Annotated in this window: 13 protein-coding genes; 9 read left to right on the top strand and 4 right to left on the bottom strand. The window is 73.9% G+C overall.

Annotation, left to right across the window (positions count from 1 at the left end; translation table 11 throughout):
- Nucleotides 1-211 precede the first annotated feature (211 nt).
- The 4 genes from ABZ876_RS15445 to ABZ876_RS15430 all read right to left on the bottom strand — a co-directional run bounded on the left by ABZ876_RS15445 (nt 212) and on the right by ABZ876_RS15430 (nt 3383).
- Nucleotides 212-1057, bottom strand: coding sequence for an SMP-30/gluconolactonase/LRE family protein (locus ABZ876_RS15445; protein WP_361780060.1), 846 nt, complete (start codon nt 1055-1057; stop codon nt 212-214).
- On the bottom strand, nt 1054-1827 hold the full coding sequence (locus ABZ876_RS15440) for an IclR family transcriptional regulator (protein WP_361780660.1): 774 nt from the start codon (nt 1825-1827) through the stop codon (nt 1054-1056). The genes ABZ876_RS15445 and ABZ876_RS15440 overlap by 4 nt, the downstream gene beginning before the upstream one ends.
- Nucleotides 1828-1985: 158 nt before the next feature.
- The gene (locus tag ABZ876_RS15435; protein WP_361780057.1) at nt 1986-3227 is read right to left on the bottom strand and encodes a helix-turn-helix domain-containing protein; all 1242 of its coding nucleotides are present in this window, start codon (nt 3225-3227) and stop codon (nt 1986-1988) included.
- Nucleotides 3228-3230: 3 nt separating this feature from the next.
- Nucleotides 3231-3383, bottom strand: a complete 153-nt coding sequence (locus ABZ876_RS15430; protein WP_234512821.1) for a hypothetical protein — start codon at nt 3381-3383, stop codon at nt 3231-3233.
- Between the two features lie 246 nt (nt 3384-3629).
- Here ABZ876_RS15430 and ABZ876_RS15425 point away from each other — a divergent pair, with 246 nt between their 5' ends.
- The 9 genes from ABZ876_RS15425 (at nt 3630) to ABZ876_RS15385 (ending at nt 15437) form a co-directional block, all read left to right on the top strand.
- On the top strand, nt 3630-4607 hold the full coding sequence (locus tag ABZ876_RS15425) for a DUF3068 domain-containing protein (protein WP_361780054.1): 978 nt from the start codon (nt 3630-3632) through the stop codon (nt 4605-4607).
- Nucleotides 4608-5153: 546 nt separating this feature from the next.
- The gene (locus ABZ876_RS15420; protein WP_361780051.1) at nt 5154-6341 is read left to right on the top strand and encodes a glycosyltransferase family 4 protein; all 1188 of its coding nucleotides are present in this window, start codon (nt 5154-5156) and stop codon (nt 6339-6341) included.
- A 74-nt stretch (nt 6342-6415) separates the two neighbouring features.
- The gene (locus ABZ876_RS15415; RefSeq protein ID WP_361780657.1) at nt 6416-7126 is read left to right on the top strand and encodes a class I SAM-dependent methyltransferase; all 711 of its coding nucleotides are present in this window, start codon (nt 6416-6418) and stop codon (nt 7124-7126) included.
- Nucleotides 7123-11448 carry an alpha-(1->3)-arabinofuranosyltransferase gene (locus tag ABZ876_RS15410; protein WP_361780048.1) on the top strand — a complete coding sequence of 1442 codons (4326 nt, stop codon included), beginning with the start codon at nt 7123-7125 and terminating at the stop codon, nt 11446-11448. Before ABZ876_RS15415 ends, ABZ876_RS15410 begins: the two co-directional genes overlap by 4 nt.
- Nucleotides 11445-12755, top strand: coding sequence for a condensation protein (locus ABZ876_RS15405; protein WP_361780045.1), 1311 nt, complete (start codon nt 11445-11447; stop codon nt 12753-12755). Before ABZ876_RS15410 ends, ABZ876_RS15405 begins: the two co-directional genes overlap by 4 nt.
- Entirely contained in the window at nt 12752-13486 is a 735-nt protein-coding gene (locus tag ABZ876_RS15400) for a class I SAM-dependent methyltransferase (RefSeq protein ID WP_361780042.1), read from the top strand. The genes ABZ876_RS15405 and ABZ876_RS15400 overlap by 4 nt, the downstream gene beginning before the upstream one ends.
- Nucleotides 13487-13501: 15 nt before the next feature.
- Nucleotides 13502-14413: a DMT family transporter gene (locus ABZ876_RS15395; RefSeq protein ID WP_361780654.1), complete on the top strand. Its 912-nt coding sequence runs from the start codon at nt 13502-13504 to the stop codon at nt 14411-14413.
- Nucleotides 14410-14628, top strand: coding sequence for a Trm112 family protein (locus tag ABZ876_RS15390; RefSeq protein ID WP_361780039.1), 219 nt, complete (start codon nt 14410-14412; stop codon nt 14626-14628). Before ABZ876_RS15395 ends, ABZ876_RS15390 begins: the two co-directional genes overlap by 4 nt.
- Nucleotides 14625-15437, top strand: coding sequence for an FkbM family methyltransferase (locus tag ABZ876_RS15385; RefSeq protein WP_361780036.1), 813 nt, complete (start codon nt 14625-14627; stop codon nt 15435-15437). Before ABZ876_RS15390 ends, ABZ876_RS15385 begins: the two co-directional genes overlap by 4 nt.
- Nucleotides 15438-15481 lie beyond the last annotated feature (44 nt).

The following is a 15481-nucleotide window of genomic DNA, read 5'->3' as shown; positions in this document are numbered from 1 at the left end:
ACCGGCAGCGGACCGGGGATCCGCGACGGTGGGCGAGTTGCTGCCCGTGCTCGGCTCCCCGGCGCGATTGAACGCGGACCCGCGGCCCGTTCCGTGGTCCCACGCCGTGCGGGGGCGCGGTCGCCGCCGCGCACCACCCCAGTGGTCCGGTCGTGGTCCGGAGGAAGGACGGCCCCCCGCCCGGCGGCCGGGCAGGAGCGCCGGCGGGTGGTCAGCCCGCGAAGGCGGGCCCCGGCAGGCCCTTTCCGGCGCCGGGAACGACGAGGAGCGAGCCGGAGAGCGGATGCGGCGCCTCCAGACCCGCGCGGGCCGTGGTCACGTAGAGGTCCGACAGGTCCGGGCCGCCGAACGCGCACGCGGTGGGGCGGCACACCGGCAGCCGAAGGACGCGGTCCAGCGTGCCGGCGGGGGTGTAGCGGTGGACCTCGCCGCCGTCCCAGAGGGCGACCCAGACACAGCCGTCGGCGTCCACGGTCAGCCCGTCGGGGGACCCGCGGTCGACATGGGCCAGCGGCCGCCGCCGGGCCGGGAGGCCGTCATTGCCCACGTCGAAGACGTCGATGCGGCCGGTGGGTGAGTCGACGTAGTACATCAGCCGGCCGTCGGGGCTCCATCCGGTGCCGTTGCTGACGGCGACGCCGTCGAGGACGGTGCGGACCGTGCCGTCGCCGGTGATCCGGGTCAGAGTGCCACCGCCCGGCGCCTCGTCGTAGCGCATGGTGCCGGCCCACAGCGAGCCGTCAGGGGCGACGGCCGCGTCGTTGCCGCGGCGGCCGGGGACCGGCTCGCGGTGCAGCCAGCGGAAATCGTCTCCGCCGGGTCCGTACAGGGCTACGCCGTCCCGGAGGTTGACCACCAGACCGCCGTCCACGCGCGGCTTGGCGGCCCCCACGTGCTGCCCGGTCGCCATGACCGTGCGGCGCCCGGAGGCGGGGTCGTAGGTGTGCACGCGGCAGCCCAGGATGTCGACCCAGATCAGCCGCCCGGCGGCGGCGTCCCACGTCGGGCCCTCGCCGAGGTCCGCGTACTCCCGTACGGCGATCTCGTACGACGTCACTCGGCGCCCCGGTGGCCGAGCCGCTCGGACAGTTCCACGGCGCCCTTCACCACGAGCTGCTCCAGCTCGGCGCGGCGCTCGTCGTTCCAGCGGATCATCGGCACGGAGATGGAGAGCGCGGCGACGACCTGCCCGGTGCGGTCGCGCACGGGGGCCGCGACACAGCTGACGTCGGGGTTGGACTCGCGGGTCTCCAGGGCGATGCCACGGGTACGGATCCCGGCCAGCGCCTCGTGCAGAACCGCCGGGTCGGTGATGCTGTCGGGGGTCATCGCGACCAGCTCGGCGTCGTCCGGGATGCGTGCGGCCAGCTCCGGCTCCGGGAGGGACGCGAGGAGCATCTTGCCGACGGACGTGCAGTGGGCGGGCAGCCGGCGGCCGGCGGCCGACACCATGCGCACGGCGTGTGTGGAGTCGACCTTGGCGATGTAGATGACATCGGTGCCCTCGAGGATGGCCACGTGCACTGTCTCGTCGCAGGTGTCGGCGACCGAGCGGGCGACCTGCCGGCCCTCGGCGGCGAGGTCGAGCTGCTCGGCGAAGCGGCTGCCGAGCTGGTAGGGGCGCACGCCGAGCCGATACCGTCCCGGCTGCCCCGGCACCGGGACGATGTACGAGCGGGCGGCGAGCGTGGTGACCAGCTCGTGCACGGTGGTGCGCGGCAGTTGGAGCTTGCGCACGATGTCGGGGGCGGAGAGCGTCCCGTCCCCGTCGAGGAAGAGCTCGAGTATGTCCAGAGCCCTGGTCACGGCAGGTACGAGGCGTCCCACGACCGGCCCCCTCTCCATGTTCGAAATTTCAACTGGCGATCGGAATGGCGAACAAAGGCTAGTCATAGTCGGCTTGGCCGGGCAATGGTCGTGCGAGGCATGGGCCGGGGGTCTTTCGCGGGCGGCCGGGGAGGCGGGTGCCGACGGGTCCCGCGGCATCAGCGGCGCGCGCCCGTCTCTCCGAGCTCTCCTCTGAGGCGCTGCGCGCGCAGGACCAGTTCCAGTTCGAAGCGGCGGTCCGGGTCGTCGACCTCGTTCCCCCACAGCTCCCGGATCTGGCGCAGGCGGTAGCGGACGGTCTGCGGGTGGACGCCCAGCCGGGCGGCCACCTCCGGCGCACCGCCCCGGGTCTCCAGCCAGGCCAGGAGCGTCTCCGCGAGGCGGCGCGCATGGGTCGGCCCGCACTCGGCCAGTGGCGCCAGGCAGCGCAGCGCCAGATCGTCGATCAGCTCCTCCGGCTGGAGCAGCACCAGTGCCTGCGTGTGCTCGGTGCAGTGCAGTACCTCCCCGCCGGGCAGCAGCCCCCGTTCCATCAGCCCCACCGCCGTCTCGGCCCAGCGCAGCGACTTCGCCGCGTCGGCGAGCGGTACCGGCGGCCCGATCGCTCCGGACCATCCGCTCAGCGCCCGGTCCAGCAGTTCCGGCCGGCCCGCCGCGTCAGGCTCCGGTACGACCATGTGCGGCCGCTCGTACTCCATGTCGAGGAGCACCCCCTGGCCGACGGCCGGGGCCACCGCCTCGCGTGCCGGGCGCAGCAGCACCCCGACGGCGACCTTCTCAGGCAGCGGCCAGCCCACCCGGGCCGCCCGCTCGGCGAGCGCGTCCGCCGGGTCGCCGCGGTGGTGCGAGGACAAAAGGAGTTCCATCAGCCGCCGCTGAAGCCTCAGGCGCTCGCCCGCCCGCCGGGCCGCCGCCTCGGCATAGCCGCGCAGGGACTGGTCGACCAGGCCGTCCAGGTACTCGTATCCGGCGTCGACGAGCTCGTACATCGCCGGGGGCGGGATGTCGACCCGCTGCCCGATCTCGGCGAAGCGCCGCCAGGCGAGCCGGACGCCGAGCCGGTAGATCGCCTGGAGCGCGTCGAGGCTGCGGCCTTCGAGGCCCTCTCCGCGCCCGAACTCCTGGAAGACCTCGGGGTGCACGCGCGGGCGGCCTTCAGCGGACTCCAGATGCTGGACGAAGACCTCGATGGCACGGCGGATCCCGACCAGCGCCATGGGTTCGCCGGAGTCGTCGAGCACCACCGGCAGTTGCGGGTACTCCCGGCGGATCTCCCGCAGGATCTCCTCGGCGAGCGCCGGTGCCTCGGCCATCGCCAGCGCCGTGAACCGCCGCACCTGGGAAGGGGGCACCTCGCTCCAGGCCGAGCGGACCGTGACGGTTGCCGGGCGGGCGGTCACGGATCAGCGCTCCTGGCCGGTGTTCTCGTAGGTGATCAGTGGTGTGTTCGGCTGCTCGGGTGTCGCGTCGAGGAGGGCGACGATGCCGAGCGCGGCGCCGACGGCGAGCGCGGCGGCGGCCGCCATGGTCAGGACGGCGGCGAGAAGTCTGGACATCGCAGGGTAAGCCTCTCTGTCGAGGTCGTCCCCACCCCCGTGCGCCGCGCGATCCTGGCCGATCACTCCGCGGCACCTGCCCTGCCGGTCCCGTACCGACAAGTACTCAGTTTCAACAGATGATTGACACTCCGTCAAGAGGCGCCTACGGTTCCCGGCCCAGACCGCACGCGCACTTTCCCCCTTGGTGTCGGCCCACCCGCAACCCTGGTGGGCCGAGCCGCCTCACGCCCCTGGAGTGCCCGGATGCGCCGTAGAGTCCGACCCGTCTCCCTGGTCCTGCTGGGCCTCGGCACCTTCCTGCTGGTGCTGGCCCCGCTGCTCGCGTGGTACGTGGCGCCGCGGGCCGCCGTCAATCCGATCGACATCGACGAGACCGCCGTCTACACCGGTACGGGCAGCGTCTTCGATGCCGGCGAGGTGCGGACCGTCGCCGGTCAGCGGATCACCGTGACCCAGCGGGTGCGCGGCGACGTCGCCGACAGCGAACGCAGCGGGGCCGCGGTGTGGGACGTGACCACCACGGTCGACACCGCCAGGACGCGGCCGGCCGCCGACCCGCACAACGCGCTGGAGTTCCTGCCCGCCCGCTGGGTCATGAACCGCACGACCAACGAGCCGGTGCACTGCTGCCGCGAGAAGCCCTACTTCGAGGGTGACGCGTATCTGAAGTTCCCCTTCGACGTGGGCCGGCGCGCCTACCAGTGGTGGGACGACTCCCTCGGCGCGACCGTGACGCTGCACTACACCGGCACGCGGAGGATCCAGGGCTACACGGGGTACCGCTTCACCGGCACGGTCGCCCCGGCCAAGGTCGGCACCCGGCTGGTGCCCGGTGTGCTGGTCGGCCGGCCCGCGAGCGGTCAGGTGGCGGCCGAGGAGTGGTACGCCAACCACGGCATCGAGCTGGTCGTCGACCAGCGCACCGGCCGGGTGATCTACGCGCAGGTCGGCCCGCGGCGTACGCTGCGCGCTCCCGGTTCGACGAAGGACTCGGTGGTCCTCCTGGACAGCCGGAAGATCGCCTTCACCACGGCGACGCAGAAGGACCAGGTCCGGCAGGCCAGGCGGGAGAGCGGCCAGCTGCGGCTGCTGAGCGGGACCCTGCCGGTCGGTGCCGCCGCGGCCGGGTTCGTCCTCGCCGTGGCGGGCGGTGTGTGGCTGGTACGAGGGCGGAGGGATTCTGAAACATCCGGGATGTCCGGGGCGGAGGGCGCGATGTGATGAGGCGTCAGCTTCAAAAGGCCCCGAATTTGTCACCCCGGTGAGTAGCCTCCGGCGGACCGCTGGGCGAAAACTGTCCACCCCACCCGAGCACGGCCTGTCCGCACCGGTGACGCAAGGAGAACAGCGACAGAAACGGAACAGACACCTCGACCCGGCCCCGCAGAACCCACACGAACCCGCACGAACCCGAACAGCTCCTACGACCCGCACAGCCGGCACGACTCGCACGACGCGCAGACTCGCACCGACGCGCACGACTCGTATGACTCGCACGACTCGCACGACGCGATACCGGCCGGCCGCGCACCACCCCCACCTCCCACGACCCCCCCACCCGGCCCCGCCGGCGCCGTCAGCCCCAAGGGCGCACCCCCCGGTATCGCGCGCACTCCCCGCACCCCCCGCACCGGCCGACCCGCGCACACGGCCACGGCGCCCCCCGCACCGGGCGCCGACCGCGGCCGCGCCGGCGGCCGGGCGGTGATCCGCACCGCCCTGCCCCCACGCCGAGTTCCGCACCCCGAGACACGAGTTGGAGCACCCATGCCCCAGCACGTACCGTCCCCGCTGCGCGCCGCTGTCCCGCGCGCCGCGCAGCACCCCACGGTGCTCCCCCCACACCCGCGCCGCATCGTCTTCCTCGCCCGACGCGATCTCGGCAACCCGGCGGCGGGCGGCTCCGAACTGCTGGTCGACCGCCTCGCCGACGGACTCACCCGCCTCGGCCACCAGGTCACCCTGCTGTGCGGCGGACCCGCCTCCCCCGCCGCCGACCACGCCCGGGCAGGCGGTAATCCCCTGCGTGACTACCGGGTCGTCTCGGCGGGCGGCGATCTGGGCCACTACCTGCGCGCCCGGCCCGCCCTCCACCGCCGCGTAGGCGACTGCGACCTGCTGGTCGAGGTGTGCAACGGCATGCCGTACCTCGCCCCGCTGTGGCACCACGGCCCCACCCTCTGTCTGGTCAACCACGTCCACACCGACCTGTGGCGCATGCGGTTCGGGGGCCCACTGGCACCCGCCGCCCGGATCGGCCGACGGCTGGAGCACTGGGCACTGGCGGGCGCGCGGCGCGAGGGCCTGCTGGTCGCGGTCTCCCCGTCGACCGCCTACGCGCTGCGCGCGATCGGGGTCGAGCGCGAGCGGATCCGGGTCGTGCACAACGGCGTCGAGGAGCCGGGGCCGCTCGAGCCGAAGGCCTCCGAGCCGCTGTTCGTGGCGATGGGACGGCTCGTCGAGTACAAGCGGATCGAACTGCTGCTGCGGCTGTGGGAACGGGTGCGCCCGGTCACCGGCGGACGCCTGGTGATCGTCGGGGACGGGCCCGAGCGTCAGCGCCTGGAGCAACTCGCCGGGTTCGGCGTCGAGTTCACGGGCCATGTCACCGAGGCCGAGAAGCACCGGCTGCTGTGCGCCGCCTGGATGCTGCTGCACCCCTCCGCCGTCGAGGGCTGGGGCCTGGTGGTGACGGAGGCGGCCGCACGGGAGACCCCGGCGATCGCCTTCGACGTGCCCGGCCTCAGGGACTCCGTGGCGGACGGGGAGACGGGGATGCTGGCACGCGGGGAGTCGTCCTTCGCCGCCGCCTGGTGCACCCTCGCGCTCAGCAACGAGCGCCGCCGGCACATGGGCAAGGCGGCCCGCGAACGCGCGGCCCGGTACCGCTGGCACCGTACGGTCCAGCGGTTCCGGGCGGTGGCGGCGGAGGCGGTGAGGAGCTGGACGCCGTGACGGCGGCGAACGGACCGGGCACGGGCACGGGCACGAGAGCGAAAGGCCCCGACTCCGGCCTCAAGGACCCCTCCATACGCCGCTCCCTGGCCCTCTTCCGTGCCTTCCGGCATGAGCAGCGCGACCCGGACGCCTGCTACTCGCTGCTCGCCCGGGACGCCGCCGACCAGGTGGAGGCGTACGGCGGCCCGGTGCGGGAGCGCACGGTGGTGGATGTCGGCGGCGGGGGTGGCTGGTTCACCGAGGAGTTCCGGCGGCGCGGCGCGCACGCCTACCTCTTCGAGCCGGACGTACGGGAGCTGGGGCCGAAACCGGCCGCCGGGGCGGTGATCGCCGACGGCTATCTGCTGCCCCTGGCCGACGGCGCGGCCGACGTCGTCTTCTCCTCCAACGTCCTGGAGCACGTGGCCGATACGGAAACCTTCCTCAGCGAGCTGATCCGGGTGACCCGGCCCGGCGGCCTGATCTACGTGTCGTTCACCAACTGGCTGTCCCCATGGGGCGGTCACGAATGGGCTCCCTGGCACTACCTGGGTGCCGAGCGGGCCCGCGCCCGCTACCGGCGCCGTACCGGGAAGCCCGCCAAGCACACCCTTGGCGAGAACCTCTTCGCCGTGCACATCGGCCCCACCCTGCGGCAGGTCCGCGCCCGCGACGACATCACGGTCGTCTCGGCGCGCTCCCGCTACTGGCCGTTCCTCGCGTCCGCGGTCGTCAAGGCGCCGTGGCTGCGCGAGTTCGCCACCTGGAACCTCCTTCTCATCCTCCGGCGGTGTCCCCCATGACGACCACGGTCCAGGCCCCTCCCCCGGCAGCCGTCCCCACCACCGCGGGGAGCGCGGGCCCCCCGGAGGGCCCCCGCTCCAGGGGCTGGCTGCTGGGGTTCTGGGCCGTGGTGCTCGTGCTGTTCCTGGCGGTGCACCCGGGGCGGCAGACCTTCGACACCAAGCTCGGGGTCACCGCCGACCCGTGGCGGTTCCTGTCCGACCTGGGCCAGTTGTGGCACGACCGGGGCGGATTCGGCGGCCTCCAGGACCAGTACACCGGCTATCTGTGGCCGATGCTGCCGTACTACGCACTCGCCAAGGCGGTCCAGCTGCCGGTGTGGCTCGCGGAGCGGCTGTGGATGTCGATCGTCGTGTCGGTCGCCTTCTGGGGCGCGCTGCGGCTGGCCGAGCGGCTGGCCGTGGGCACCCGCGCCTCCCGGCTGCTCGGCGCGGTGGCGTACGCGCTGTGGCCGGTGTTCTCCGTGGTGATCGGCTCGACGTCGGCCGCCGCGCTGCCCGGCGCCTTCCTGCCCTGGGTGCTGCTGCCGCTGGCGGACCAGCGGTACGGCGCCCGGGTCGCCGCCTTCCGCTCGGCCCTGGCCGTGCCGTTCATGGGCGGGGTCAACGCGGCCTCGACCCTGGCGTCCCTGCTTCCGGCCGGCCTCTATCTGCTCTCCCGGCCGGGCGGGCCCCGGCGGCGCAAGCTGATCGGCTGGTGGGTGCTCGGTGTGGTCCTGGCGACGGCGTGGTGGGTGGTCCCGCTGCTGGTGCTCGGCGTCTACGGCGAGAACTTCCTGCCGTACGTGGAGAGCGCCCAGACCACGACCTCCACCATGTCGGCGGTGGAGTCGCTGCGCGGCGCCGGGAACTGGGTGGCTTATCTGCACTTCGGTGAGGCGTGGCTGCCGGCCGGCTGGACCGTGGCCTCCTCGGTTCTCGTGATCGTCTGCTCGGCGCTCGCGGCGGGGCTGGGGCTCGCGGGCCTGGCGAGACGGGACATGCCGGAGCGGCGCTGGCTGGTGCTGACCGTACTGGTGGTCGCGCTGGTCACGCTGGCCGGGTACGGAGGGGCGTTCGGCGCGCCCTTCCACGGGGTCGTGCGGGACTGGCTGGACGGCTGGCTGTCCCCCTTCCGCAACCTCTACAAGTTCCAGACGGGCACGGCGCTCGCGCTGGTGCTCGGCCTCGTCCATCTGGTGGGCGTCGCCGCGGACCCCCATCGGGCCCGCCCGGTCCGGGGCCGACGGTGGGCCCCGCTGGTCGCGGCGGTCCTCGTCGTCCCGGGACTCGCGTCGCCGTACCTGAACGGCTCGATTCTCCAGCCCGGTTCCTTCCGGCAGCTCCCGGGGTACTGGCAGAGCACGGCCGACTGGCTGAAGAAGTACTCCCCCGACTCCCGTGCCCTCGTCGTCCCGGCGACCGCGCACGGCCTGTACACCTGGGGCTCCCCCGTCGACGAGCCCCTCGATGTGCTCGCGGACTCCCGCTGGGCCGAGCGGGACTTCGTCCCCTTCGGCACCGCCGGCAACCGGCGCGCCATGGACGCGGTCGAGCAGGCCCTGATGACGGGCGGTGACATCCCGGGTCTCGCCGACTATCTGAGCCGGGCCGGCCTCCACTACGTGGTCGTCCGCAACGACCTCGACCCGGACCAGATCGGCTACGTCCCCACGGCGACCGTGAAGCGCGCCCTGGAACAGTCCGGCTACCGGCGGGTGTCCGGCTTCGGACCGGTGCTGACCGGGGGGCGGATCGCGCACGGCGCCCCGTTGCAGGTCGAGGGCCTCTATCCGCGCCAGCGGGCCGTGGAGATCTACGAGCCGGTGAGTACGGACGTGCCGAGGCCGGGACCGGCACGGCTGCTGCCGGTCGCGGACACCGCCGTCGTCTCCGGCGGCCCTGAGGCACTGCTGCCGCTGGCCGCCGACCCGGTGATGCGGGGCCGGGCCGCGGTGCTCACCGGCGACGGCACCCCGGGCCTGGGCACCTCCCCGGTGCAGGTGGTGGGTGACGGGCTGCGCCGCGCCGACACCCGTTTCGGCCTGGTCGACGCCAACACGTCGTACACGTACACCCGCGACGAGAAGAACGCCCCCGGCGCCGTGCAGGACCCCGGCCGGACGCCGCACCAGATCCTGCCGGCGACGGGTCTCGGCCATCAGACGGTCGCCGAGCTGCGCGGCGCCCGATCGGTGACCGCGTCCTCCAGCGGCAACTGGCTGTTCCATCTGCCGCAGTACGACCCGGTGAACGCCTTCGACGGCAACCCGGACACGGCCTGGGCGGAGGGTGCCGCCGGCTCGGCGGACGGGCAGTGGCTGCGGATCACGTTCACACGGCCGGTGGACATGCCGTCGTCGTTGAAGGTGAGGCCGCTGCCGCAGGACGGGGTGCGCGCGGCGGCGACCCGGATCCGGGTGGAGACCGCGAAGGGCTCGGTGAGCAGCTATCTCCACCCCGACGGTACGACGCAGACGGTGAAGTTCCCTGCGGGCGCGACCGGTTGGCTGCGGATCACGATCCTGGACTCGGTGCGGCACAGGACCGGACTGACGGGCGCGGGCTTCTCGGAGATCCAGGTCCCCGGGGTCCAGGTGACCCGCCTGCTCAGGCTCCCGACGGACGCGGACGGGTCCGACGCGAGCGCCGAGATCGTCTCCCTGCACCGTGCCACCGACCCCACCGGGCTGTCCGCCACGGGCACGGAGGCCGGTCTGCACCGGCGCTTCACGACCTCGGTGGCGGGAACGTACGACGTGAAGGCGAGCGCGGTGCCGGTCACCGGCCAGGCACTGGACAAGCTGCTGTACCAGGTGGCGCCCGGGCAGCAGGGGCGCATCACCGCGACGGCCGACTCCACGGCGTCGCTGGGCGCCGGACTGTCGGCCCGCAACCTGACCGACGGTGACCTGACCACGGCCTGGATCGCCGGGGACCGACCGACGATCCACCTCGACTGGCCCGGCAAGCAGCCGGTCGACTCGATCGTGCTGGCCGCCGCGGGCGGACTGTCGAGCCGTCCGACGAAGGTGGAGATCAGCTCCCCGGACGGCGCGGCGATCGCCGGCGTCGACGAGAACGGCTGGGTCCGCTTCGATCCGATCACCACCGACCACCTGGACATCACGGTCCTGGAGACGGCCTCCGTGACCCTCCACAACCCGGTCGCGAACGACGATCTGCGCCTGCCGGTGGGTCTCACCGAGGCGTACATCCCCGCGCTCGGGCAGTACCGCACACCCCAGCCGTCCGCCACGCAAACGGTCTCGCTGCCATGCGGTCAGGGCCCGGTGCTCGCCATCGACGGAAAGCTGTACGAGACGGGCGCGAAGGGGACCGTACGGGACCTGGTGGAGCGCCGGCCGGTGACACTGACGCTGTGTCGGCAGCACCGTGCCGACCCCTCCGTGCAACTGCCCACCGGCGCACACCGGGTGGAGTCGGGTGACACCGGACCGCTCACGGTGACGGACGTGACGCTGACCCGGGGGACCGTCACCGAGCCGGGGGCCGCCGGCCGTGACCTGCGGATCGTCGACTGGCTGGGCGACCGACGCGAGGTGACGGTCGGGTCGGGCGCGGCCTCGTACCTGACGACGTACGAGAACTACAACGAGGGCTGGGAAGCCACGCTGAACGGCAGGAAGCTCACACCGGTGCGGCTGGACGGCTGGCAGCAGGGCTGGCGGATTCCGGCCGGGGCGGGCGGCGCGGTGAAACTGTCGTACGCGCCCGCGGCGACGTACCAGGCCGGGCTGGTCGGCGGCGGGACCGCGGTCGCGGTGCTGGCGTTCTTCACGCTGTGGCGGCGCCGCTCACCGAACCCGGACGGGCCGTCCGTGGTGCCGCCGGGCGCCGGGGTGTGGCTCGGCACGGTGGCGTTGACCCTGGTCGCCATCGTGATCGCGGGGCCGTTCGCGCTGCTGGTCCCGCTGCTGGCGCTGGTGGCCCGGTGGCGGCACGCGCTGCTGGTGCCGATCGCGTTCCTGGCACTCGCGGGGGCGGGGATCGCCGCGGCCACGGGGGCGGGGTCGCCTCCGGGGGCCGGGCTGGGCGCGTTCGGGCCGGCGGCCCAACTCCTCGCGCTGATCGGGTTGTTCGCGGGCCTGGTGAGCGTGCGGGAGCCGGCTGCGCCGGGGTCGACGGCGGTGCTGCCGGCGATGGGCCCGGCCCCCACCTCGGCGGAGGCGCCGACGCGGCCCCTGCCGCACCGAAGGCGGGGCGCGGGCCTGCCGTCCGGCGAGCCGGAGCCGTCGGCCGGGCGGTGGTCGTCGCGCAAGCCGAAGCCGGGGGCGGCACCGCCCGGGGAACCGGACGACACCCAGGGGGAAGGGCCATGACCGCGCTGGGGCACCACGCCGGGGATTCCGTACGCCTGCCCGTCCGGATCCCGTTCCCCGTGGTGGACGAGGTGGCCCGGCACTGCCTCCAGGAGGAGGAGCCGGAGACGGTCCTCATCGAGGTCCACCTGCCGGGCCGCCTGGACCCCTCCCGCCTGCGCAAGGCGTTCACAAAGGCCCTGCACCACCATCCCCGCATCCTGATGCACGAGGCCCGCCTCCCCTGGTACGCCCGCCGTTACGCATGGGAACTGACAGGGGGCCCGGAGGTCGAGTCGGTGACCTTCTCCCCTCCCGGCCAGGACGCCCTGCGGGAGGCGAGGGCGCGGGCGCTGGCGCAGGCCCCGCCGCTGGCCCTGTCCCCGCCGATCCGACTGGAGGTGGTGCCCGGGCCCGTTGCGGGCGACGGCACCGTCGGCACGGTCCTCGTGCTCACCGTCCATCACACGGCCCTGGACGGCCCCGCCTGCCTGCGCATCCTCGCGACGGCCGCCGAACTCTACGGCGGCCGCGACCACTCCCCCGCGGCGCCGCCCGTACGCCCGCCCGAGACCCCGGACCGGCCGGCGCACACTCCCTCGCCCTGGGTCCGGCCCGCGCGGGTGGCGCCCGGAAGCCCCTACCCTTCACCCGGCAACGGCCTCCTCGTCACCGAACTCCCCGTCCCCCAACGCCCGAAAGCAGCCCCCTACACCGTCAACGACCAGCTCATGGTGGCCACCGCCCTGACCGTCGCCCGCTGGAACGAGGAACACGGCGCACGGCCCCGCCCGATGCGCATCACCATGCCCGTCGACGACCGCCCCCGGGACGCCACCATGCCGATCGGCAACGGCACACGCCTCGTCGAAGTGCCCTTCTCCGCCGACGAGCTGACCGATGGCGACCTTCCGGCCCTGCTCCGCCGCACCGCGCGACGGACCCGTGCCCTCAAGTCCCTTCCCCGCCCGCAGCTCGGCCACGGCGCCGCCCTGCTCACGGCCCCCGTCGTGCCCGTCGTCTGGCGTGCCGCCGTCACCCGCGCGCTGCGCCGGGCCGCGACCCCCTGGACCTCGACCACGCTGCTCAGCAACATCGGCCGCATCCCGTACCCGATGGATTTCGGGGAGGAGGGGGGCCGCGCGCACGCCGTGTGGTTCTCGGCCCCGGCCCGTATGCCCCGCGGCCTGACGTTCACCACGGCCTCCACCGCGGGCCGTCTCCATCTCGCCCTGCGCTGGTCCCGCGCCCTGCTCGGCGACGACGACGGCGCCCGCCTGCGCGACCTCTTCGAGCACTGTCTGCACGCGACCGAGGAAGCCCCATGACCACGACCACCCCCGTCCGCCGCGGACTGCGCGAGTTCTACGAGGACCCCGCCGTACCCGTCGCCTCCGGCAGCTCCCGCAGTCTGCGCCAGGCCCGGATGCTGGCCGCCGCGCTGGGCCCGGCCGCCGACGGCACGAAGACGGTCCTGGACATCGGGTGCGGGGACGGCACCGCGGCCGCCACCGCCGCCCCCTTCCTCGCCGGTCACCGGATCGTCGGCGTCGACTGGTCCCAGGACGCGCTCAGACGGGCCCACGTCCGGCTGCCGTACACGGTGCGCGGCGAACTGACCGAAGGCGGCCTGCCGTTCCGCGCGCACGCGGCCGACGCCGTCCTGTTCAGCGAGGTCCTGGAGCATCTCGTCGACCCGGACTCGGCGCTGGAGGAGATCCGCCGTGTGCTGCGCCCCGGCGGCCATCTGATGCTCTCCACGCCCAACCTCGCCGCCTGGTACAACCGCGCCCTGCTGCTGGCGGGCGTCCAGCCCGTCTTCTCGGAGGTCAGCCTGCGCGCGATCCACGGCCGCCCCGGCAGGGAGGTCGTGGGGCATCTGCGGCTCACCACCGCCCGCGCCCTGCGGGAGTTCGTCACCGCGACCGGCTTCGAGGTCGTGGCGCTCAAGGGCGCGCCCTTCCACGGCGTACCACGCCCGCTGCGCCCGCTGGACCGCCTGGCCTGCGCGGTGCCGTCTGCGGCCTCCATCCTGCTGCTGCACGCGCGAAGGACGTAGCCCATGTGGTGGGGAGTGGCCGCGGCCCTGCTGGCGAACGTGCTCTACAGCTCCGGGTTCGTCCTGGAGAAGAAGGCCCTCGCCGCGCTGCCCGCGGTGGACTTCCGCCGCCCGGCCCGGCTGCTGCGCCTGGTCCTGGGCAGCCCGCTGTGGATCGGGGGCTCGCTGGCACTGGCCGCGGGTTTCGGGGCCCAGCTCGCCGTCTACCGCACACTGCCGATCGCCGCCGCCCAGGGCATCTTCGTCTCCGGACTGGTGCTGCTGGTGCTGCTGTCGTCGCGGCTGCTCGGCGAGGAGACCTCGGGGCGGGAGCGGTGCGCGCTCGGCGCCATCCTGCTCGCCCTGCTGATGGTGGTGCTGTCGCTGCGGGAGGGCTCCGACACGGTGAGCCGCAGCGCCCCGTATCCGCTGATCCTCACGGTCTGCGTGCCGACGCTGGCGCTGGGGGTGTGGCTGTACGGGTCCGCCGAACGGCGCGCCCGCCACCGGCACCGGCTGCCGACGACGGGCGTCGAGTACGGCGTGGCGGTGGGCCTGCTGTACGGGGTCAGCTCGCTCGCCATCAAGGGAATGGCGGGCTGTCTGACGACGAGCGGGCCCGGGGACGCCGTGCTCGGCCTGGTGCGCTCCCCGTACCCCTATCTGCTGCTGTGCACCGGCGGCTTCGGTCTGGTCATGTCGCAGGCGGCGTTGCAGCGCTGCCGGGCCTCGCTGATCGTTCCGGTGTGCACCACGGTGACGTGTCTGTTCACGGCGGTGCTCGGCACGCTGTCGTTCGGCGAGGCGCTGCCCCGCGAGCCGCTTCGGCTCGCACTGCGTCTCGCGGGCACGGCCCTCGCGGTCGCGGTCCTGCTGGCGATGCCGAAGCACGACACCGCACCGCCTCCCCGGCGCCCCCTGACCCCGAAGGAGTTGACTCCCCCGTGAAACCGGACGACCCGCTGCTGAAGATCCTTGCCTGCCCGCTGGACAAGGGCCCGCTGCATCTGCTGCCGGCCGGCGACGGCCCCGAGGCGCTCTACAACCCGCGGCTGCGCCGCCGTTACCCCATCGTCGACGGGATTCCGCAGCTGCTGCCCACCTCCGGCGAGCAGATGAGCGAGGACGAGCACGAGCGGCTGCTGAAGCGGCTGGCCCGATGACGACGGCCACCGCCCGCATCGCCAGGTGCCTGCCCACCCGTCTGGTCGCGGCGACCGCCCGGCTGCTGTATCCGCGGTGCGAGCCGGAGCTGTCCCGGCTCGCCGACCTGTGCCCGCCCGGCTGCGGCACGGCGGTGGACGTCGGCGGCTGGTACGGCCCGTGGACGCACCGCCTGGCGAGACGGGCCCGCCGGGTGGTGACCGTGGAGCCGGTGCCCCATCTGGCCCAGCTGCTGTCCGCGACGGCCCCGGCGAACGTGCGGGTCGTCGCGGCGGCGGCCTCCGACCGCCGGGGCACCGCCCGGCTGTGGCTGCCGTCCGGCGACGCGGGCGACCGGGGCGTGTCCTCCCTCGTCCGCCGGGGCATCCATGCGCACGCCCTTCAGGTGCCCTGTGTCACCCTCGACGGGCTGGGGCTGCGCGATGTCGGCTTCATCAAGGTCGATGTGGACGGCAACGAGCCGGCGGTCCTGCGCGGAGCCAGGGAGATTTTGACGCGCGACCGGCCCGCCCTCTTCGTCGAGCTGGAGTGCCGTATCCAGCCGATCGCACCGGTCGTCGGCTTCCTCGCGGACCTCGGCTACGCGGGCTGGATCCTTCCCTCCCGCTCCTGGCTGCCGCTGGACCCGCGGACCCTGGAGGCGCACCAGGCGAGGACGTCGTACGTCGTCTCCCACGGCCTGCTGCGCCGCGTCCTGCCCTTCCACCGCGGCCCGCGCTACGTCAACTCGGTGCTGTTCCTGCCGGACGGGCGCCGGCCTGGGGTCACGGGGTTCCGGGGACGGGCCCGTCCGCTGTTTCCGCCGTGACCGGCCGGCGGGCAGTACGGTGGAGCGAGCAGACCCCCGTCGAG

The organism is Streptomyces sp. NPDC046931, assembly GCF_040644655.1.
Lineage (GTDB): Bacteria > Actinomycetota > Actinomycetes > Streptomycetales > Streptomycetaceae > Streptomyces.
Note: the sequence above shows the minus strand (reverse complement) of the source record. Positions and strands in the feature narration are given on the sequence as shown.

Bases quoted from the DNA above. Each gene is read 5' to 3' on its own strand.
- ABZ876_RS15430 (WP_234512821.1), bottom strand. From the start codon at position 3,383: ATGTCCAGACTTCTCGCCGCCGTCCTGACCATGGCGGCCGCCGCCGCG.
- ABZ876_RS15425 (WP_361780054.1), top strand. From the start codon at position 3,630: ATGCGCCGTAGAGTCCGACCCGTCTCCCTGGTCCTGCTGGGCCTCGGC.
- ABZ876_RS15420 (WP_361780051.1), top strand. From the start codon at position 5,154: ATGCCCCAGCACGTACCGTCCCCGCTGCGCGCCGCTGTCCCGCGCGCC.
- ABZ876_RS15410 (WP_361780048.1), top strand. From the start codon at position 7,123: ATGACGACCACGGTCCAGGCCCCTCCCCCGGCAGCCGTCCCCACCACC.
- ABZ876_RS15405 (WP_361780045.1), top strand. From the start codon at position 11,445: ATGACCGCGCTGGGGCACCACGCCGGGGATTCCGTACGCCTGCCCGTC.
- ABZ876_RS15400 (WP_361780042.1), top strand. From the start codon at position 12,752: ATGACCACGACCACCCCCGTCCGCCGCGGACTGCGCGAGTTCTACGAG.
- ABZ876_RS15385 (WP_361780036.1), top strand. From the start codon at position 14,625: ATGACGACGGCCACCGCCCGCATCGCCAGGTGCCTGCCCACCCGTCTG.